We start from the raw sequence: 15,983 nt of genomic DNA, 5'->3' as shown, positions 1-15,983 counted from the left end.
CGCTTCAGGGCTTTTTTATTTACATGAGTGAACGGATGCCGGAGCTGGGACAGGGCCGGAAACACGGCTCTGAGCACGTTTTATTGCAACAATAAGGTCGCGGTGCCCAGGAAGGCAAAAATACCAACGACATCTGTGATTGTGGTCAGGATCACGCTGCCCGCCAGTGCCGGATCTATGGAAAGCTTTTTCAACAGCAGCGGGATCACCACCCCGGCGATACCGGCCACGGTTAAATTCATCAACATGGCAAAGGCAATCACGCCGCCGAGCATTAAATCCTGTTTCCACAGGGCAACAAAGCTGGCGATAAGAAAGGCCCAAATAACTCCGTTTAAAAAGCCGACCGCCAGTTCCTTGTACAATAATGAGCGGGCGTTGCTGTCACCGACATGTCCCAGGGCAATACCGCGGATCACCAGGGTCAGGGTTTGGTTGCCCGCGACCCCTCCCATACTGGGGACCAGGGAGTTGAGTATCGCCAGGATAGGCAAGATGCTCAATAGCTCTTCAAACTGGCTGCTGACGGCGACGGCAAAAAGGGCGGTGATTAAGTTTACCCCGAGCCAGATAGAGCGCTGGCTGGTACTTTTAATGACCGGGGCAAAGGTATCGGCTTCATCGTCCAAACCCGCCATACTCATCATAGAGTGCTCGGCATCTTCACGGATAATATCAATCACATCGTCTATGGTGATCCGGCCGAGCAGGCGGCCGTTTTCATCCACCACAGGGGCCGATAACCAGTCGTGGCGCTCGAACAGCTGGGCAACATCGGTTTCCGGCATATCGGCGGGAACAGCTTCTATTTCGGCGTCGATCAGGTTAGAAACCACAGTTTCGGTTTTGGCGGTGACCAGGGCCGAGAGGGAAACGGCGCCGATAAACCTGTCATGGCGATCGACGACATAAAAGGAATCGGTGGCTTCCGGCAAGGTGCCTTTTAAACGCAGGTAACGTAAGATCACATCAACGGTGACATCGGGGCGTAAGGTGATGGTATCGGTATTCATAATACCGCCGGCGGTATCTTCGTCAAAAGATAACGCGGTTTCTACCCTGGCCCTGTCCTGGGAGTCCATCGAGTTGAGTACTTCCCGGTAAACGCTGTCGGGCAGGGTGCGTAAAACTTCTGCCAGATCATCGACATCCATACCTTCGGCAACGGCGGCGACTTTTTCCGGGCGCATGCTTTTGAGTATGCCCTTACGTACTTCCTCACTCAGTTCTTCAAGGACTTCCCCCTGATTGTCGGGTTCGATCAGCTGCCATAATACCGGGCGGCTTTTGGCGGTGGAAGACTCTAAAATCAGCGCTAAATCATAGGGAGGCAGGTTGTGCAGTAATTTACGCACATAGACGAACATACCACTGCCAAGGGCCTCATTGACTTCTTGTAGCCGTTGCTGGTTAAATTCTTGCTCTGAAATTTCCGGCATATATCAACCCTGTGCCGTTTATGGAACGAATCTGAAAAATTATTAGATGAAAAATAGCATACAAATGAAGGGCTCTGGAAAAGCTTCAGTTTTGCTATTGGTATGAAGTTTATCGTAATCGCGTTTTTTTTTCAGCTTTTTTATCGGTTTATCTTAAGTCGTCCGAGCAGAGTTACTCGGATTCGTCGAATTTATCCGTGATCAGTTGGCAAATACTCTGCAGCGCCTCTTTGGCCTGGCTGCCCCGGGTTTTTACCGTGACTTCTTTTCCCTGGCCGCCGGCAAGCAACATCAGCGCCATAATGCTGCTGGCATCTGCCTGGTTATCTTCAAGCTCTAAAGTAACTTCGGCGTCAAACTCACTGCACAACTGTGCCAGTTTACTGGCAGCCCTGGCATGTAAGCCGAGTTTATTGGTGATGGTGACTTTCTTTTCTAATACCGTCATTTTAGTCTCCTGGCTAGTGCTTGCGCAGGTGTCTCTTTGTTGCAGGCGGGTGAGCAGAGATCACCCTTTTTTACATAGCGACATCAAACGTTAGCTTGCTGTGATGCCGATATCCCTGTGGTGGGACTGCACATCATCCCGCTCTTTGCGAAAGTTATTCGCCAATAGCTCGGCAATGTATACCGATCTATGCTTGCCGCCGGTACAGCCGATGGCAATGGTGACATAGCTGCGGTTATTGCGCTCCAAGTGAGGCAGCCAGGTCAGCATAAAACTGTTGATTTGCCAGATAAATTTTGTCACCAGCGGCTGGCTGCTGAGAAAGTCTTTTACCGGCTGCTCCAAACCGGTAAAACCTTTGAGATCTTTCTCCCAGAACGGGTTGGGTAAAAACCTGGCATCAAAAACATAATCGGCATCGGGCGGTATGCCGTGCTTGAAACCAAAGGATTCAAACACCAGCACCATAGAGCCGGATTTCTTGCCTAAAATACGCTCCCTGACCAAGTCTGACAGCTGATGGGGGGAAAGCTGGCTGGTGTCGATAAATAAATCGGCCCGGCTCGATACCGGCTCCAGTAATTTTTTCTCCAGCGACAGGGCCTGATCCAGCGGAATATTGCGGCGGATCAGCGGGTGCAAACGCCGGGTTTCGCTAAAACGTTTGATCAAATCGGCGTCATTGGCATCGAGATAAAGGAAATTCAGCTCCACCGATTTTGGCAGGTAATCGATCATTTCCGCGATATCGCCGGGTTCGTCCGGCAGGTTGCGGACATCCAGGCTGACGGCGACATTCTCGTAGTCGTTAATCACGGTATGGGTTAAGGCCGGCAACAGGTTAACCGGGATATTATCAACGCAATAATAGCCTAAATCTTCCAGTACCCGCAGGGCGACGGTTTTTCCCGAACCGCTACGGCCACTGACGATAATCAGTTTCATCTTGGTATATTCTTATTTAGTGATTGGTGGCACGGTTGCCAAACAAGCGCAAGCTTGTTGCCTGAGGCTAAGCAGGCACGAGTACTGGCGATAATGACGTTCATGGATTAGTCCATTTGGCTGACAAGTTGAAAAAGTTCCTGATCATTCAGGCATTTCCTTACTTGTTTGGTGGTTTGCTTATTACTGAACAGTTTAGCGATACTTTGCAAGGTGCTTAAATGATCTTTACAGCAATCTTCCGGGACAAATAAGGCAACAAAAATATCAACCGGTCGGTTGTCTATGGCATCAAAAGGGATGGGTTCTTGCGTGGTCAACAACACCGCGACCGGATGTTTGGCATTGACCAGGCGGCCATGGGGTATGGCGATACCGTTGCCTATGCCGGTACTGCCCATTTTTTCCCTGTTCATCAGGCTTTCCAGTAATTCAAATTGACTGAAATCCGTCATCTTAACGGCCGCAACCGCAGAGATTTTTTCTAAAATGCGCTTTTTACTGCCAGCGGGGACTGCACATACCGTGCAGTCCAGGGTAAGGATATTTTGCAACTTCATAATGCTTAGTGATGGGTCATTTTACCTTTGTGTTTTAAGACTTGGCGATCGAGTTTATCAACCAGGTTATCGATAGCGGCATACATATCATCGTGCTGGGAAGAGGCATGGACTTCGCCGCCGTTGAGATGAATGGTGGCCTCCGCTGTCTGATTTAATTTTTCAACGGTTAAAACGACATAGACGTTGTTGATGTTGTCAAAATGTCGTTCCAGCTTTGCAAACTTAGTATTAACATAATCACGTAATGAGGTGGTAACTTCTACATGGTGGCCTGAAAGATTAATTTGCATAAGCTTTATCCTTATAGATGGTTAATTAAAGTAAACTTTTACGTTGATTCGACGGCGGAATAGACAAAGATTCACGGTATTTGGCTATGGTGCGCCGGGCGACATTAATGCCTTGTTCAGCCAGTAATTCGGCTATTTTGCTGTCACTCAAAGGCTTAGAGGGAACTTCAGCTGAGACGATTTTTTTAATCAGTGCCCTGATGGCGGTTGATGAACATTCACCTCCGTTTTCTGTGCTTACATGGCTGGAAAAGAAAAATTTCAGTTCAAAAATCCCTCTCGGGGTATGCATGTATTTTTGCGTGGTGACCCGGGAAATGGTCGATTCATGCATTTCCACCGCTTCGGCAATATCATTTAACACCATGGGACGCATGGCTTCCGGTCCATATTCAAAAAAGCCCTGCTGCCTTTGTACGATACAGTTGGACACCTTAAGCAAGGTATCGTTGCGGCTTTCCAGACTTTTGATAAACCACTTGGCTTCCTGCAGGTTTGAGCGGATAAACTGGTTATCATTGGAAGACTTCATGGTACGGGACAAAGCCGCGTATTGCTGGTTAATGGACAGCTTAGGCGCGGTATCGGGATTGAGCTCCACTACCCAGCGGCCATTTTTCTTCTCCACCGAGACATCCGGGATCACATATTGGTCATCCCCCTGGATGATGGCATCGCCGGGGCGTGGATTCAGTGACTGAATTAAGCGGATAACTTCCCTTAACTGATCTTCTTTTAACCGGGTTTTACGCATGATCTGGCGATAATCCCGGTTACCCAGTAAATCGATATAATCGCGCACCACCAGCTTACTCTCTTCCAGCCAGGGGGTCGTTTTATCGAACTGGTTTAACTGAATCAGCAGGCATTCCGAGATCGAGCGGGCGCCGACCCCGATAGGGTCAAACATATTAATACGTTTTAATACCGCTTCGACTTCGTCTAATTCAACATCTTCACCACCGACGCTTTCCAGCACATCTTCGCTGCTGACGGTAAGGTAGCCACTGTCGTCTATGGCATCTATGATGGCGGTGGCAATGGCTTCATCCGTGGGGGAAAACGGCGTTAAATCCATCTGCCAGCGTAAATGATCCTGAATCGAGTCTGTGGTTTCCCCCTGGTAGGTAAAGTCTTCCGACGGCGCGCTGCTGGCGGGGCCGGAAATACCGGCGCTGAAGCTTTCTTCCCAGGTGGTATCCATGTTCAGTTCATCGGGAATATCTGATTTTTCCAGCGCTTCTGTGGTGCTGATTTCATCTATGGTCGGGGCAGCTTCTTCACTGCCATCACTTGGCGTTTGCTCTGCGTTTGCGCTTGATTCGCTCTGGGTCGTGGCAGAATAGGCTTCTTCGAGATCATTGGATGAGGTCTCTTTTTCTGCTACCGGGGTTTCTTCCACTTCAAGCAGGGGATTGCTTTCAAGTGCTTCCTGAATTTCCTGCTGAAGATCTAGGGTTGACAGTTGCAATAGCTTAATCGCCTGCTGCAACTGAGGCGTCATGGTTAATTGTTGTCCGATTCGGAGCTGAAGTGTAGGGCGCATCTACGTCTTTTATCTTCCTGTTGTTTTAATTAAACGTTTGTTTTATTGGTCTACAAGGAAAAAGTCTCTGATCAAAGAGGCACTAACCCAATAATATTTAACCAAAAATCCACGTCTAACCAAATAGTCTGTTAACTCATTAGCGGCATTGCCAATGTAGCGGCATAACTTATACCTAACTATAGCGTGAATTGCTCTCCTAGGTATACATCTCTTACCTGCTGATTTGCAAGTATTTGATCTGCATTGCCTTGTGCGATTAATTCTCCGTGGCTGACGATATAAGCATGTTCACATACATCCAGGGTTTCCCTGACGTTGTGATCGGTAATTAATATGCCAATGCCGCGCTGTTTTAAATGTATTATTATCTTCTTTATATCACCTACAGAAATAGGGTCAACTCCGGCGAAGGGTTCATCAAGCAAAATAAACTTTGGATCCGCCGCCAGTGCTCTGGCTATTTCTACCCGGCGACGTTCGCCGCCGGACAGGCTCATACCGGTATTATCCTTGATATGGCCGATATTAAATTCTTCCAGCAAATGTTCCAGTTTCTGCTCCCGCTCGACTCCGCTGAGCTGTTTCTGGGTTTGCAGTATCGCCATGATATTGTCATAAACGGTTAATTTCCTGAAAATAGAAGCTTCCTGTGGTAAATAACCTATGCCTTTGCGTGCCCGTTCATGCATAGGCGCTAACGTCAGATCTTCGTCATCCAGGGTGATATTGCCGCTGTCGTTAGCCACTAAACCGACGATCATATAAAAAGACGTGGTTTTGCCTGCGCCGTTGGGGCCCAGTAAGCCGACGATTTGCCCGGAAGAGACCTGCAGGCTGACATTTTTTACCACTTTACGGCCTTTATAGGCTTTTGCCAGCCCTTGTGCGGCTAAGGTTGCTTTGCTCATAGATTAATTTTTGTCTTTATCTTTGCTTTCGGGTTCTAATATCGTGGTAACACGTTCATTTTTATCGCTTTCTGCGCTGAGCTGTTCGGTCAGGGTATTGTAGGTGATCCTGCTGCCGCTGACCTGGCTGTCCTGTTGGCGCAACAGGGCATGGCCGGAGATAGTGATCATATTCTTGCCCGGCTCATATTTGATTTCGTCCGCCTGCAAATTGATCATGTTGCCGTCATCGAGCAACTGCTCGAAGGTGGCCGGGTTGCCTTTGGCCAGATAGGTTTTCACGTCGCTGTCTTTTTCGCCGAATACCTGGACGATATCGGCATTGATCACCAAAGAGCCCTGGGTAATTCTGACATTATCGAGGTAGCTGGCGATTTTGTTTTTTAAATCGGCGGCCTGGCGGTCAGAGTCTATTTTTATTCTCTGCTCAAAATCCGCCTTGGCGGCGTTAACGCCCGGCACGGCGATTACCGAGGTGATCAGCAGCAAACTAGCGGCTAGATTTTTCATAAATGGTCTGGACATGTTCAGTAAGTGTCATCTGTTTAGTGTTTAGGTCTATTATCAGCCCGGAGCCGTGCATAGTGAAATCTTTTCCTTTGATCACTACCGTTTGCTCTGAGCTGATGATGTTGGTATTCAAATCTAATTCTAAGTATTTGCAATGAATCTCTTTTACCAGACTTTCTGGTGCTGTTGCTAACAAGCGTACCCGATTTTCCAGAATAACCCTATTGTTATTATATAAAGTTGCTTCATTTGCACTGACTTTCCAGGGCGAGGATTCATTTTTCGGGTATAAGGTATAGTTGGGGAATTCGAAATGGGTGAACTCCAGGCTGGCATAATGCTCCATGCGCTGGGCATCGATTTTATGGGAGAGCTTGCCGGAGATATCGTAAATATCGCTTTTCAGTGCTTCGGCGATAAAATCCGGGATCAACTCGCTGTCGATGGCATCGGTTTGTTCCACCAGGGACGAGCGCCATTCGGCTACGCCATAGAGCAAGACGCTTGATAAAAAAAAGATCAGCGCTAAAACCGATAATCGGCTCATACACTGGCACCTTTTGCCCCGGCAAGAGTGCCCTGGCTTAACATGATGAGATCGCAGACTTCACGTACCGCGCCAAAACCGCCGCGGGTAAAGGTGATATAGTCGGCGCCGTTAAGTACGCTCGGGTGGGCATCAAGGACTGCGATCCCCAGACCGACATTTGAGATGCAGGCCAGATCCGGAATGTCGTCGCCGATATAGGCAATTTCATCCAGGTTCAGTTCCTGCTGCTCCGCCAGGGCGGTTAACGCGGGAAACTTATCTTCTTCTCCCTGGATAATATGCCTGACATTCAGTGCCTGCATGCGTTGGGTTACGATATTGGAACGTCTGCCGGTGATAATGGCGATATCGACGCCGCTTGCCCCTAAGGCTTTGATGCCAAAACCGTCTTTGGTATGAAAGGCTTTCAGTTCTTCGCCGTCGTTGCCCAGGTAGATACGGCCGTCGGAAAATACCCCGTCGACATCACACACCAGTAATTTGACTTGCGCGGCTTTGTCCAGAATTTGCTTTTTTACCTGACCATATAAGGTATTCATTAGAGCACTCCCGATTTCAGTAAGTCATGCATATTCATGGCGCCCACAGGTTTGTTATTTTCATCGACGATGATCAGGCCGTTGATTTTTTTGTCTTCCATTATCTTCAAGGCTTCTGCCGCCAGCATATCGCTATGGGCGGTGGTCGGGGATATGGTCATCACCGAGGCGATATTATCCTGATGGATATCGATTTTATCATCAAGTATGCGTCTAAGATCGCCATCGGTAAATAACCCGGCCAACTCACCCTGTTTGTTGGTGACTGCGGTCATGCCTAACCCTTTCAGGGACATCTCCACCAGGGCATCTTTAATAAAAGCTTTATCCGTGACCACAGGCAGCCGTTCATCCCGGTGCATAATATCTCCCAGGCGCAGCAACAGGCGTTTGCCTAAACTGCCGCCGGGGTGGGACAGGGCAAAATCATCTGCGGTAAAGCCACGGGCGTTTAACAGCGCCACCGCCAGGGCATCGCCCATCACCAGGGTTGCGGTGGTGCTGGAAGTCGGCGCCAGTCCCAGCGGGCAGGCTTCCTGGGAGACCTTGATGCAGACATGGGTGTCGGAAAGTTTTGCCAGGGTAGACAAGGGCTCGCCGGTCATGGCAATAAGCTTGCTGCCGATGCGCTTGATCACCGGGATTATGGCCAAGACTTCGCTGGTTTCACCGGAATTGGAAATACAAAGCACGACATCATCGCTGGTGATCATGCCCAGGTCGCCGTGGCTGGCCTCTCCCGGGTGAACAAAAAAGGACGGGGTGCCGGTACTGGCCATCGTTGCGGCGATTTTACCGCCGATATGGCCGGACTTACCCATACCGATAACAATGACCCGGCCTTTGCAGTGATACATCAGCTGACAGGCGGTTTCAAAACCGTCGTCAATATATTGATCCAGTTCAGCTACGGCTTGCTGCTCAATTTTCAGGACATTTTTTGCTAATTGCTTAAAATTTTTCATGACACTTTCTTGGCACTTTTCTCGAACCTGTTAGGGCTACGACTGTTATCAATGACTTAACTGGCTAAAAAGAATGTACTGGTAGGCAATAAAACAGCCCAGCAGTATGCCGCCTTTCGTCCGGCCTACCCTGAATGCACCGCGCTGGCGGCTGAAACATAACAGGATCAGCAGCAGGGTGACGCCTAACATATAAGGTGCGTCCCGGGTGGCGGCGTGGGCATCTATGGCGCCGGGGGCAATGAGTCCCGGCAGGGACAATACCGCCAAAATATTAAAAATATTCGAACCGATAATATTACCCAGTGCCAGGTCGTCTTCTTTTTTGATCAGGCTCATGATGCTGGCGGCAAGTTCAGGTAAACTGGTGCCGATGGCAATAATGGTTAACCCTATGACCAGATCGCTGATACCGAATGCTTTGGCGATAAATACCGAAGAGTCCACCAGGAAGTTGGCGCTTAACGGCAGTACGATTATGCCGACCACCAGCCACAAAATGGAACTGCCCAGGCTGACTCCCTCAGGCACTTCCTGCTCCGCTTCCAGGATCATGGGATCGTCTATCGGGTGCTCTTTTCTTCTTTTTAAGGTGATCAGCAGCAAGGTAATGATATAGGTGGCAAAACCTATCATTAAAATCAGGCCTTCAATAAAACTAAGCTCATGGTCGAATAACATGGCGTAAGCCAGGGCGGTAATGGCCAATACCAGCGGGATTTCGCGTTTAATGGTTTTTGAAGACACTATCAGGGGCTGGAATAAAGCGGTGATCCCCAGTACCAGGGCAATATTGGTGATATTGGAGCCTATGGCGTTACCTACGGCGGTATCCGGATTTCCTTGAAAGGATGCTGTGCCTGCCACCATCATTTCCGGTGCAGAAGAGCCCATGGCCACTATGGTCAGGCCGATCACCATAGGGGTAACCCCAAGATTCCTTGCTAATGAAGAAGCGCCAAAAACAAATTTGTCTGCGCTCCATACCAGGGCCACCAATGACCCCAGTAAGATAATTATTTGAACTAACATCTACGACTCCCGAATATCAGCCTAAATTGTCGCTGGTTGCAGTAAAAAAAAAAAGCAAAAATAGTGAATGAGGATAAAAAAATCCAATTATTAAAAGTTGTTAGTTAAAAAATAACCAATTTTTGATGCCGACCGATGATCTTACCCTGAAAGCGCGGTAATTGTGACTTTTATTTTGTAACAACTGTCTTCGGGGCGCCTATCAAGTAAAACTTACAAAAATGAACAAAATCTTACATCAAAACGACATATTTAATTACGATTTGCTGATGCAGTAATTCCTGTGCTGGGGTAAAATGCCGCAAAAAAATTTTTCACCAAGTTTGAAGTTAAGACCTAGAAGATGCCAAAAACTTTAGTTGATATTCAAAATATCACGTTTAAACGGGATGAACGTGTCATTTATGATGATATCAGTTTGTCGATCCCAAAAGGAAAAGTCACGGCGATAATGGGGCCCAGCGGGATAGGGAAAACCACGCTGCTGCGTCTGATCGGCGGCCAGTTGAAACCGCAAAGTGGTAAGATTCTATTTGACGGCCAGAACATTCCGGCGTTATCGCGCAATGCCTTGTATGAAACCCGCAAACGCATGAGCATGTTGTTTCAAAGCGGCGCCTTATTCAGCGATATGTCGGTTTATGACAATATCGCCTTTCCGATGCGTGAGCACAGCCAGTTATCCGAGGCCCTGATTGAAAAAATGGTGCTGATGAAGCTTGAAGCGGTTGGCCTGCGCGGTGCCCGGCACCTTAAACCCAGTGAATTATCCGGCGGTATGGCGCGCCGTGCCGCCCTGGCCCGGGCCATTGCCTTAGATCCCGAGCTTATCCTTTATGATGAGCCGTTTGCCGGGCAAGATCCTATTTCCATGGGAGTTATCGTACGGTTGATCCGTTCCCTGGCGGATGCCCTGGGTTTAACCTCTGTGGTGGTCTCCCATGATGTGCCTGAGGTGATGAGTATCGCCGATTATATCTATATTATCGCCGAGAAAAAAATTATCGGTCACGGTACGCCGGAGCAAATTAACCGGCAGACATCGCCGCTGGTGCGCCAGTTTATTAACGGCGACTCTGATGGCCCGGTGCCGTTTCACTTCAACGCCGCCCCTTACCGGGAAGAGCTTATCGGCACAGGGGCGGGTAAATAATGAAACAGATACATTTTTTAGGACAACAAACCGTCGACCTTATCAGTGGCTTAGGCCGGGCAGTGATCATGCTTACCTCGGCCTTGATGCACTGGCCAAATGTCAGAAAAGGTTTGCCTTTACTGTTGACCCAGTTGTATGCCGTCGGGGTACAGTCGCTGATTATTATCCTGGTCTCCGGGACTTTTATCGGTATGGTGTTGGCGTTGCAGGGCTACACCATACTGGTGGGTTACGGCGCCGAAGCCAGCTTGGGGCCTATGGTAGCCCTGTCTTTGCTGCGGGAACTTGGACCTGTAGTGGCAGCCCTGCTGTTTGCCGGCCGGGCAGGCTCGGCGCTGACCGCGGAAATCGGTTTGATGAAAGCCACCGAACAGTTATCCAGCCTGGAAATGATGGCGGTTGATCCGCTGCGTAGGGTGATCGCGCCGCGCTTTTGGGCGGGCTTTATCAGTCTGCCGTTATTGGCGGCAATCTTCTCTATGGTGGGGATTTTAGGCGCCCATTTAGTCGGTGTTGACTGGCTCGGCGTTGATGGCGGTACTTTCTGGTCTGTGATGCAGGCGCAGGTGGATTTTCAGGGAGATATATTAAACGGGGTGATTAAAAGCCTGTTTTTTGCTTTTGTCGTGACCTGGATCGCGGTTTACAAAGGTTATAGCTGTGACCCTACTTCTGAAGGGATCAGCCGGGCGACAACCGCAACCGTAGTGCAGTCTTCTTTAGTAGTGCTGGGATTAGATTTTATCCTGACGGCGCTGATGTTTGCAGGATAATCATCGCTTGATGCTTAGTTAAAGAGAGCTGGCTTAAGTGATGAGTTTTTAGAAAAATTTTGGGTTTATTGTTAATAAGAATTTGGGTGGATGACATGGTGTCAAAGAAAATAGAGTTAATGGTGGGTTTTTTTGTAGCCCTGGGCATAGCGGCGATCTTGATGTTGTCGTTAAAAGTGGCGGACAGCGGTATTTCCGGCAATGGCGAAACATATGATCTATACGCTAAATTTGATAATATCGGGGGCTTAAAAGTTCGCTCTCCGATCAAAGTCGGTGGTGTAGTGGTTGGCCGGGTCAGTAATATTGTGTTGGACGAAGAAGATTATACGCCTGTGGTAACACTTAATATTTATGCCCAGTATAAGAATTTCTCCGAAGCAACCTCGGTCTCCATTCTTACCGCGGGTCTTTTGGGGGAGCAATTTATCGGTTTACATCCGGGTTTTATGGATGAGTCGGTAGAGACCTTGTTACCCGGCGATTTTATTGAAGATACTAAACCGGCCCTGGTACTTGAAGAGCTGATTGGTCAGTTCTTATTTAGTCAGGGCAGTGATGACTAGGATTATTATGAAAAAATTTTTCGCGTTACTTCCCATGTTAGCCGTGGCTGTCGGGCTTAGTGTCGGTGCCCATGCAAACAGCGGCCAGGTGGATAAAAAAGATCCCTATAAAATGATCCAGCAAGTGGCTGAGATCACTTTTAAGCGTTTTGCCGATGAGCAGACGCAAATCAGGAAAGATCCGAACCTGCTGAAATCTATCGTACGTGAAGAATTGATGCCTTATATCAATTATAAATATGCTGCCGGTAAAGTCATCGGCAAGCATTTCGCTAAAACCAGCAAAAAAGACCGGGCGGAATTTGTACCGGCTTTTAAAGAATACCTGGTCACTTCCTATGCCCAGGTTTTTACCTTGTATAACAAGCAAAAGGTGGAGTTTGAGCCGGGCAGGCCTTTGGGGAAAAAGAAGATCGTTGCCGTGAATACCCAGGTTATCGAACCGGGGCGCGATCCGATAGATATCTCCTTTAAGGTGCGTAAAAGCCGCAAAACCAACGAGTGGAAAGCCTTTGATATGGTGGCGGAAGGGGTGAGCCTGCTGGACAGCAAACAGGCGGAGCTGAGCAGTCTGATCCGCCAGAAGGGCTTACCTTATGTCACGCAGATGCTGAAAGAAAAAAGTCAGCGTAATATTGTCTTTAAATCAGAGCAAGGTTAACCTGTGAGCCAGATTGAATTTGCCTTATCGAGTGAGGGTGGTGCCTTGTCCGGGGAATTTACCCGACATACAGTGCCGACCTTAGCCGGTAAAACTATTAAAAAACTATTAAAAAATGATCACGCCGTATTGGATTTAAAAGCCGTTCACGGTGTTGATACCGCGGGTCTTGCCTGGTTACTGTCTTTGATTGAACAGGCGGAAAAAGCCCATAAAAAAGTTGAGCTGATACACCTGCCGGAAGATTTACTTAAATTGGCCAAACTCAGTGGTGTCGATCATTTTTTACCCATTACCGAGTGTTAGGAGAAAACCGTGGAAACTTCTGAAATTGAAAACTTGATCAATTCGGCCCTTGAGCTGGATGAGCTGCACGTAAAGTTCGACGGTTCGCAGTGTAAGGTGATTGCCGTTGCCGATATGTTCGGCGAATTAAGCCGGGTGAAAAAGCAGCAAGTGGTTTATGCACCGCTTGCCCAGGTGATTAACGACGGTGTTATCCACGCCGTGACCATTAAAACCTTTACCACGTCCGAATGGCAACGTGAAAAAATGTTTAACCTTCCCCTGTAATTCTCCCAGATAAAAAGAACAGTATATTGGACTCATTTAAAATAATTGGCGGGCAAGCACTTAAAGGTGAAGTCACCATTTCCGGTGCCAAAAATGCCGCCTTACCTATTCTGATGGCGGCTTTGCTGTCAGAAACCCCTATTACCATCACTAACGTTCCCCGCCTCAATGATATTGATACTACGGTGAAGCTGTTAAGTCAGCTCGGCGCCAAGGTCGAGTGGTTAGATATCAACGAAGTGGTGATCGATGCCGGTCAGATAGATCATTGCCGGGCTTCCTATGAGCTGGTGAAAACCATGCGCGCCTCGATCTTGGTATTGGGGCCTTTGCTGGCCCGCTTCGGCCATGCCGAGGTTTCCCTGCCCGGCGGTTGCGCCATAGGCGCCCGCCCCATTGACTTGCATATTCACGGCCTGAAACTGATGGGCGCAGAAATAGAAGTGGACAATGGTTATATCGTTGCCCGCAACCAGGGAAGATTAACCGGCGCTACCATTTTTATGGACACCGTTAGTGTCACCGGCACCGAAAACCTGATGATGGCCGCAGCCCTGGCCGAAGGCACAACGGTTATTGAAAATGCTGCGCGTGAGCCGGAAATCGTCGATTTAGCCAATTGCTTAAATGCCATGGGGGCGAAAATTTCCGGTGCAGGCACAGATACCTTGACCATAGAAGGGGTTTCCCGTTTACAAGGGGAGCATTACCGGGTAATGCCGGATCGTATCGAAACCGGTACTTTCCTGGTGGCGGCTGCGGTGACCCAGGGGCAGGTGAAATGTTTAAATACCGATCCCGGTGCTTTGGATGCGGTGTTAAGCAAGCTGCAGGAAGCCGGCGCAGAGATTGCCAGTGGAGAAGACTGGATCCAGTTATCCATGAATAAGCGGCCAACGGCGGTGAATGTGCGCACTGCGCCTCATCCGGCATTCCCTACCGATATGCAGGCACAGTTTGTGACCTTAAATATTATTGCCGAGGGCACGGCGACCACGACGGAAACGATTTTTGAAAATCGTTTTATGCACGTACCTGAATTGCAGCGCATGGGAGCCGATGTGCGCCTGGAAGGCAATACCGCCATCACCACAGGGGTTGATTCGCTGCAAGGTGCCCAGGTCATGGCAACCGATTTAAGGGCGTCTGCCAGTTTGGTGATTGCCGGTTTAGTGGCAACCTCGCCGACCCAGGTGGATCGCATCTATCATATTGACCGGGGTTACCAGCATATCGAAGACAAGCTGCAGGCACTGGGCGCCGACATTACCCGTATCAAAGGCAGTTGATTCAGGCCTGGCCAAGCTAAGCCTCAAACGATATCAGCCCCGGCAATTGCCGGGGTTTTTTGTATCTGCAAAGCATGGTATAACTTCAAGGCCGTAAATAAAGGTTATAAAAGGAGTAATTAATGATCATCACCGAAAGTTCACGTCTGGTGTTACGTGTGGTTAAACTGGACGACGCTCCCCTGATGTTAACCCTGATGAATGAACCCGCCTATCTGGAAAATATCGGCGATAAGCAAATTCGCACCCTTGACGATGCCGGGCATTATCTGAAGTCCGGGCCGCTGGCGATGCAGCAAGAACTGGGGTTTAGCCTCTATTGTATTGAGCGCAAAGATACCGGGCAAGCCATAGGCCTGTCGGGATTAATCAAACGTCCCGGGGTTGAACATCCGGAAGTCGGTTATGCGATTTTAACCGAGCATTGCCGTCAGGGGTTTGGTCTTGAATCTGTGGAAGCCGTGATAAAGCACGCCAGGGAACAGCTCAACTTACCTGTGCTACAAGCCATTACCAGTGTAGATAACAGTGCTTCGGTAAATTTACTGAAACGCCTGGCATTTAATTTTCAGGGGTTGATCACTCTGCCCGGCAGCGATGAAGAAATTAACCTGTTTGAAAGAAAGTTAGCCTAGCCGATGTTAACCGGCCGGGTGTTTTATGTTACCTGCGACCAGGCCCGCCAATATAACCATCAATGAGTAACCGCCGGTTCTGACGGGTCGGTGCTTGCTCTTTCCATACTTGTTATTCCGATACTTTGTAGTGATATCTTTACTCAAGATAATTTTTCAATTTGCTGCAATATAGGCAGAAATCGAATAGATATTGACAGTTTTGTTATTTTGCTGTTAACTATCGCGTAAATAGTTGTAATAAAATCTTACATTACAATTGAACATTGGAAGTTGCTTTAGCTTGCCGTACCTCATGGAAGAGTCAAATCAAATGTCGACCTTTCCATCTCGTCCGCTGCTTATCCAGGCAATAAAAATAATAATTACAATCAGTCTAGCGTAGAAATTCTTTTATCAAATATCAGGTTTTCAGCGCGCCATAAAGACCAGTTTAGAGTAGTAAGGAGACGCATTTTGTTCTCAGATTTACTGATGTCCTATACCTTGTCATTTACCTTCGGGAGTGGGTTGTATTCGCAATCCTTGCCCGGTTGTCCACCTTTTAATCTGTTAGGGTCTAACCCGGTAAAAATCAGCCTGGCGAACAGGC

General features: G+C 48.5%; 20 protein-coding genes. 8 read left to right on the top strand and 12 right to left on the bottom strand.

Features of this window, described 5'->3' with window-relative positions; genetic code table 11:
* Nucleotides 1-80: 80 nt before the first annotated feature.
* The 12 genes from mgtE to SG35_RS22950 form a co-directional block, all read right to left on the bottom strand.
* A complete protein-coding gene (gene mgtE, locus SG35_RS23005) occupies nucleotides 81-1,439 on the bottom strand; it encodes a magnesium transporter (RefSeq protein ID WP_044830461.1) in 1,359 nt (452 codons plus the stop codon).
* A 172-nt stretch (nucleotides 1,440-1,611) separates the two neighbouring features.
* Nucleotides 1,612-1,887, bottom strand: coding sequence for an HPr family phosphocarrier protein (locus SG35_RS23000; protein WP_044830460.1), 276 nt, complete (start codon nucleotides 1,885-1,887; stop codon nucleotides 1,612-1,614).
* A gap of 90 nt (nucleotides 1,888-1,977) precedes the next feature.
* Complete coding sequence (rapZ, locus tag SG35_RS22995) at nucleotides 1,978-2,832, bottom strand: RNase adapter RapZ (RefSeq protein ID WP_044830459.1); 855 nt, start codon at nucleotides 2,830-2,832, stop codon at nucleotides 1,978-1,980.
* A gap of 107 nt (nucleotides 2,833-2,939) precedes the next feature.
* Nucleotides 2,940-3,392: a PTS IIA-like nitrogen regulatory protein PtsN gene (gene ptsN, locus SG35_RS22990; protein ID WP_044830458.1), complete on the bottom strand. Its 453-nt coding sequence runs from the start codon at nucleotides 3,390-3,392 to the stop codon at nucleotides 2,940-2,942.
* A gap of 5 nt (nucleotides 3,393-3,397) precedes the next feature.
* Nucleotides 3,398-3,685: a ribosome hibernation promoting factor gene (gene hpf, locus SG35_RS22985; RefSeq protein WP_044830457.1), complete on the bottom strand. Its 288-nt coding sequence runs from the start codon at nucleotides 3,683-3,685 to the stop codon at nucleotides 3,398-3,400.
* Between the two features lie 25 nt (nucleotides 3,686-3,710).
* Entirely contained in the window at nucleotides 3,711-5,231 is a 1,521-nt protein-coding gene (locus SG35_RS22980; protein ID WP_044830456.1) for an RNA polymerase factor sigma-54, read from the bottom strand.
* Nucleotides 5,232-5,410: 179 nt separating this feature from the next.
* Nucleotides 5,411-6,142 carry an LPS export ABC transporter ATP-binding protein gene (lptB, locus tag SG35_RS22975; protein ID WP_044830455.1) on the bottom strand — a complete coding sequence of 244 codons (732 nt, stop codon included), beginning with the start codon at nucleotides 6,140-6,142 and terminating at the stop codon, nucleotides 5,411-5,413.
* Nucleotides 6,143-6,145: 3 nt separating this feature from the next.
* On the bottom strand, nucleotides 6,146-6,652 hold the full coding sequence (lptA, locus tag SG35_RS22970) for a lipopolysaccharide transport periplasmic protein LptA (protein ID WP_053042729.1): 507 nt from the start codon (nucleotides 6,650-6,652) through the stop codon (nucleotides 6,146-6,148).
* On the bottom strand, nucleotides 6,633-7,199 hold the full coding sequence (gene lptC / locus SG35_RS22965) for an LPS export ABC transporter periplasmic protein LptC (protein WP_044830453.1): 567 nt from the start codon (nucleotides 7,197-7,199) through the stop codon (nucleotides 6,633-6,635). The genes lptA and lptC overlap by 20 nt, the downstream gene beginning before the upstream one ends.
* Nucleotides 7,196-7,741, bottom strand: coding sequence for a 3-deoxy-manno-octulosonate-8-phosphatase KdsC (gene kdsC, locus SG35_RS22960; RefSeq protein ID WP_044830452.1), 546 nt, complete (start codon nucleotides 7,739-7,741; stop codon nucleotides 7,196-7,198). Before kdsC ends, lptC begins: the two co-directional genes overlap by 4 nt.
* Nucleotides 7,741-8,706, bottom strand: coding sequence for a KpsF/GutQ family sugar-phosphate isomerase (locus SG35_RS22955; RefSeq protein WP_044830451.1), 966 nt, complete (start codon nucleotides 8,704-8,706; stop codon nucleotides 7,741-7,743). Before SG35_RS22955 ends, kdsC begins: the two co-directional genes overlap by 1 nt.
* A 48-nt stretch (nucleotides 8,707-8,754) precedes the next feature.
* Nucleotides 8,755-9,738 (bottom strand): calcium/sodium antiporter, encoded by a 984-nt coding sequence (locus tag SG35_RS22950; protein WP_044830450.1) that lies wholly within the window; start codon nucleotides 9,736-9,738, stop codon nucleotides 8,755-8,757.
* A gap of 343 nt (nucleotides 9,739-10,081) precedes the next feature.
* On the opposite strand from SG35_RS22950, the gene mlaF reads away from it, so the two are divergent.
* The 8 genes from mlaF to SG35_RS22910 all read left to right on the top strand — a co-directional run bounded on the left by mlaF (nucleotide 10,082) and on the right by SG35_RS22910 (nucleotide 15,391).
* The gene (gene mlaF, locus SG35_RS22945; protein WP_044830449.1) at nucleotides 10,082-10,891 is read left to right on the top strand and encodes a phospholipid ABC transporter ATP-binding protein MlaF; all 810 of its coding nucleotides are present in this window, start codon (nucleotides 10,082-10,084) and stop codon (nucleotides 10,889-10,891) included.
* Entirely contained in the window at nucleotides 10,891-11,667 is a 777-nt protein-coding gene (gene mlaE / locus SG35_RS22940) for a lipid asymmetry maintenance ABC transporter permease subunit MlaE (protein ID WP_044830448.1), read from the top strand. The genes mlaF and mlaE overlap by 1 nt, the downstream gene beginning before the upstream one ends.
* Before the next feature lie 95 nt (nucleotides 11,668-11,762).
* Nucleotides 11,763-12,233 (top strand): outer membrane lipid asymmetry maintenance protein MlaD, encoded by a 471-nt coding sequence (gene mlaD, locus SG35_RS22935; protein ID WP_044830579.1) that lies wholly within the window; start codon nucleotides 11,763-11,765, stop codon nucleotides 12,231-12,233.
* Nucleotides 12,234-12,240: 7 nt separating this feature from the next.
* The gene (locus SG35_RS22930; RefSeq protein WP_044830447.1) at nucleotides 12,241-12,894 is read left to right on the top strand and encodes an MlaC/ttg2D family ABC transporter substrate-binding protein; all 654 of its coding nucleotides are present in this window, start codon (nucleotides 12,241-12,243) and stop codon (nucleotides 12,892-12,894) included.
* Nucleotides 12,895-12,897: 3 nt separating this feature from the next.
* Nucleotides 12,898-13,200, top strand: coding sequence for an STAS domain-containing protein (locus tag SG35_RS22925; RefSeq protein ID WP_053042728.1), 303 nt, complete (start codon nucleotides 12,898-12,900; stop codon nucleotides 13,198-13,200).
* A gap of 9 nt (nucleotides 13,201-13,209) precedes the next feature.
* The gene (locus SG35_RS22920) at nucleotides 13,210-13,467 is read left to right on the top strand and encodes a BolA family protein (RefSeq protein WP_044830446.1); all 258 of its coding nucleotides are present in this window, start codon (nucleotides 13,210-13,212) and stop codon (nucleotides 13,465-13,467) included.
* Between the two features lie 26 nt (nucleotides 13,468-13,493).
* Complete coding sequence (gene murA / locus SG35_RS22915) at nucleotides 13,494-14,756, top strand: UDP-N-acetylglucosamine 1-carboxyvinyltransferase (RefSeq protein ID WP_044830445.1); 1,263 nt, start codon at nucleotides 13,494-13,496, stop codon at nucleotides 14,754-14,756.
* A gap of 122 nt (nucleotides 14,757-14,878) precedes the next feature.
* Nucleotides 14,879-15,391, top strand: a complete 513-nt coding sequence (locus tag SG35_RS22910; RefSeq protein ID WP_044830444.1) for a GNAT family N-acetyltransferase — start codon at nucleotides 14,879-14,881, stop codon at nucleotides 15,389-15,391.
* Nucleotides 15,392-15,983 lie beyond the last annotated feature (592 nt).

It is taken from the genome of Thalassomonas actiniarum, assembly GCF_000948975.2.
Lineage (GTDB): Bacteria > Pseudomonadota > Gammaproteobacteria > Enterobacterales > Alteromonadaceae > Thalassomonas > Thalassomonas actiniarum.
The sequence above is the reverse complement of the archived record's forward strand: the minus strand, read 5'-3'. Positions and strand labels throughout refer to the sequence as shown.

Coding starts and splice junctions, on each gene's coding strand:
- mgtE (WP_044830461.1), bottom strand. CDS start 1,439: ATGCCGGAAATTTCAGAGCAAGAATTTAACCAGCAACGGCTACAAGAA.
- SG35_RS23000 (WP_044830460.1), bottom strand. CDS start 1,887: ATGACGGTATTAGAAAAGAAAGTCACCATCACCAATAAACTCGGCTTA.
- rapZ (WP_044830459.1), bottom strand. CDS start 2,832: ATGAAACTGATTATCGTCAGTGGCCGTAGCGGTTCGGGAAAAACCGTC.
- ptsN (WP_044830458.1), bottom strand. CDS start 3,392: ATGAAGTTGCAAAATATCCTTACCCTGGACTGCACGGTATGTGCAGTC.
- hpf (WP_044830457.1), bottom strand. CDS start 3,685: ATGCAAATTAATCTTTCAGGCCACCATGTAGAAGTTACCACCTCATTA.
- SG35_RS22980 (WP_044830456.1), bottom strand. CDS start 5,231: ATGCGCCCTACACTTCAGCTCCGAATCGGACAACAATTAACCATGACG.
- lptB (WP_044830455.1), bottom strand. CDS start 6,142: ATGAGCAAAGCAACCTTAGCCGCACAAGGGCTGGCAAAAGCCTATAAA.
- lptA (WP_053042729.1), bottom strand. CDS start 6,652: ATGAAAAATCTAGCCGCTAGTTTGCTGCTGATCACCTCGGTAATCGCC.
- lptC (WP_044830453.1), bottom strand. CDS start 7,199: ATGAGCCGATTATCGGTTTTAGCGCTGATCTTTTTTTTATCAAGCGTC.
- kdsC (WP_044830452.1), bottom strand. CDS start 7,741: ATGAATACCTTATATGGTCAGGTAAAAAAGCAAATTCTGGACAAAGCC.
- SG35_RS22955 (WP_044830451.1), bottom strand. CDS start 8,706: ATGAAAAATTTTAAGCAATTAGCAAAAAATGTCCTGAAAATTGAGCAG.
- SG35_RS22950 (WP_044830450.1), bottom strand. CDS start 9,738: ATGTTAGTTCAAATAATTATCTTACTGGGGTCATTGGTGGCCCTGGTA.
- mlaF (WP_044830449.1), top strand. CDS start 10,082: ATGCCAAAAACTTTAGTTGATATTCAAAATATCACGTTTAAACGGGAT.
- mlaE (WP_044830448.1), top strand. CDS start 10,891: ATGAAACAGATACATTTTTTAGGACAACAAACCGTCGACCTTATCAGT.
- mlaD (WP_044830579.1), top strand. CDS start 11,763: ATGGTGTCAAAGAAAATAGAGTTAATGGTGGGTTTTTTTGTAGCCCTG.
- SG35_RS22930 (WP_044830447.1), top strand. CDS start 12,241: ATGAAAAAATTTTTCGCGTTACTTCCCATGTTAGCCGTGGCTGTCGGG.
- SG35_RS22910 (WP_044830444.1), top strand. CDS start 14,879: ATGATCATCACCGAAAGTTCACGTCTGGTGTTACGTGTGGTTAAACTG.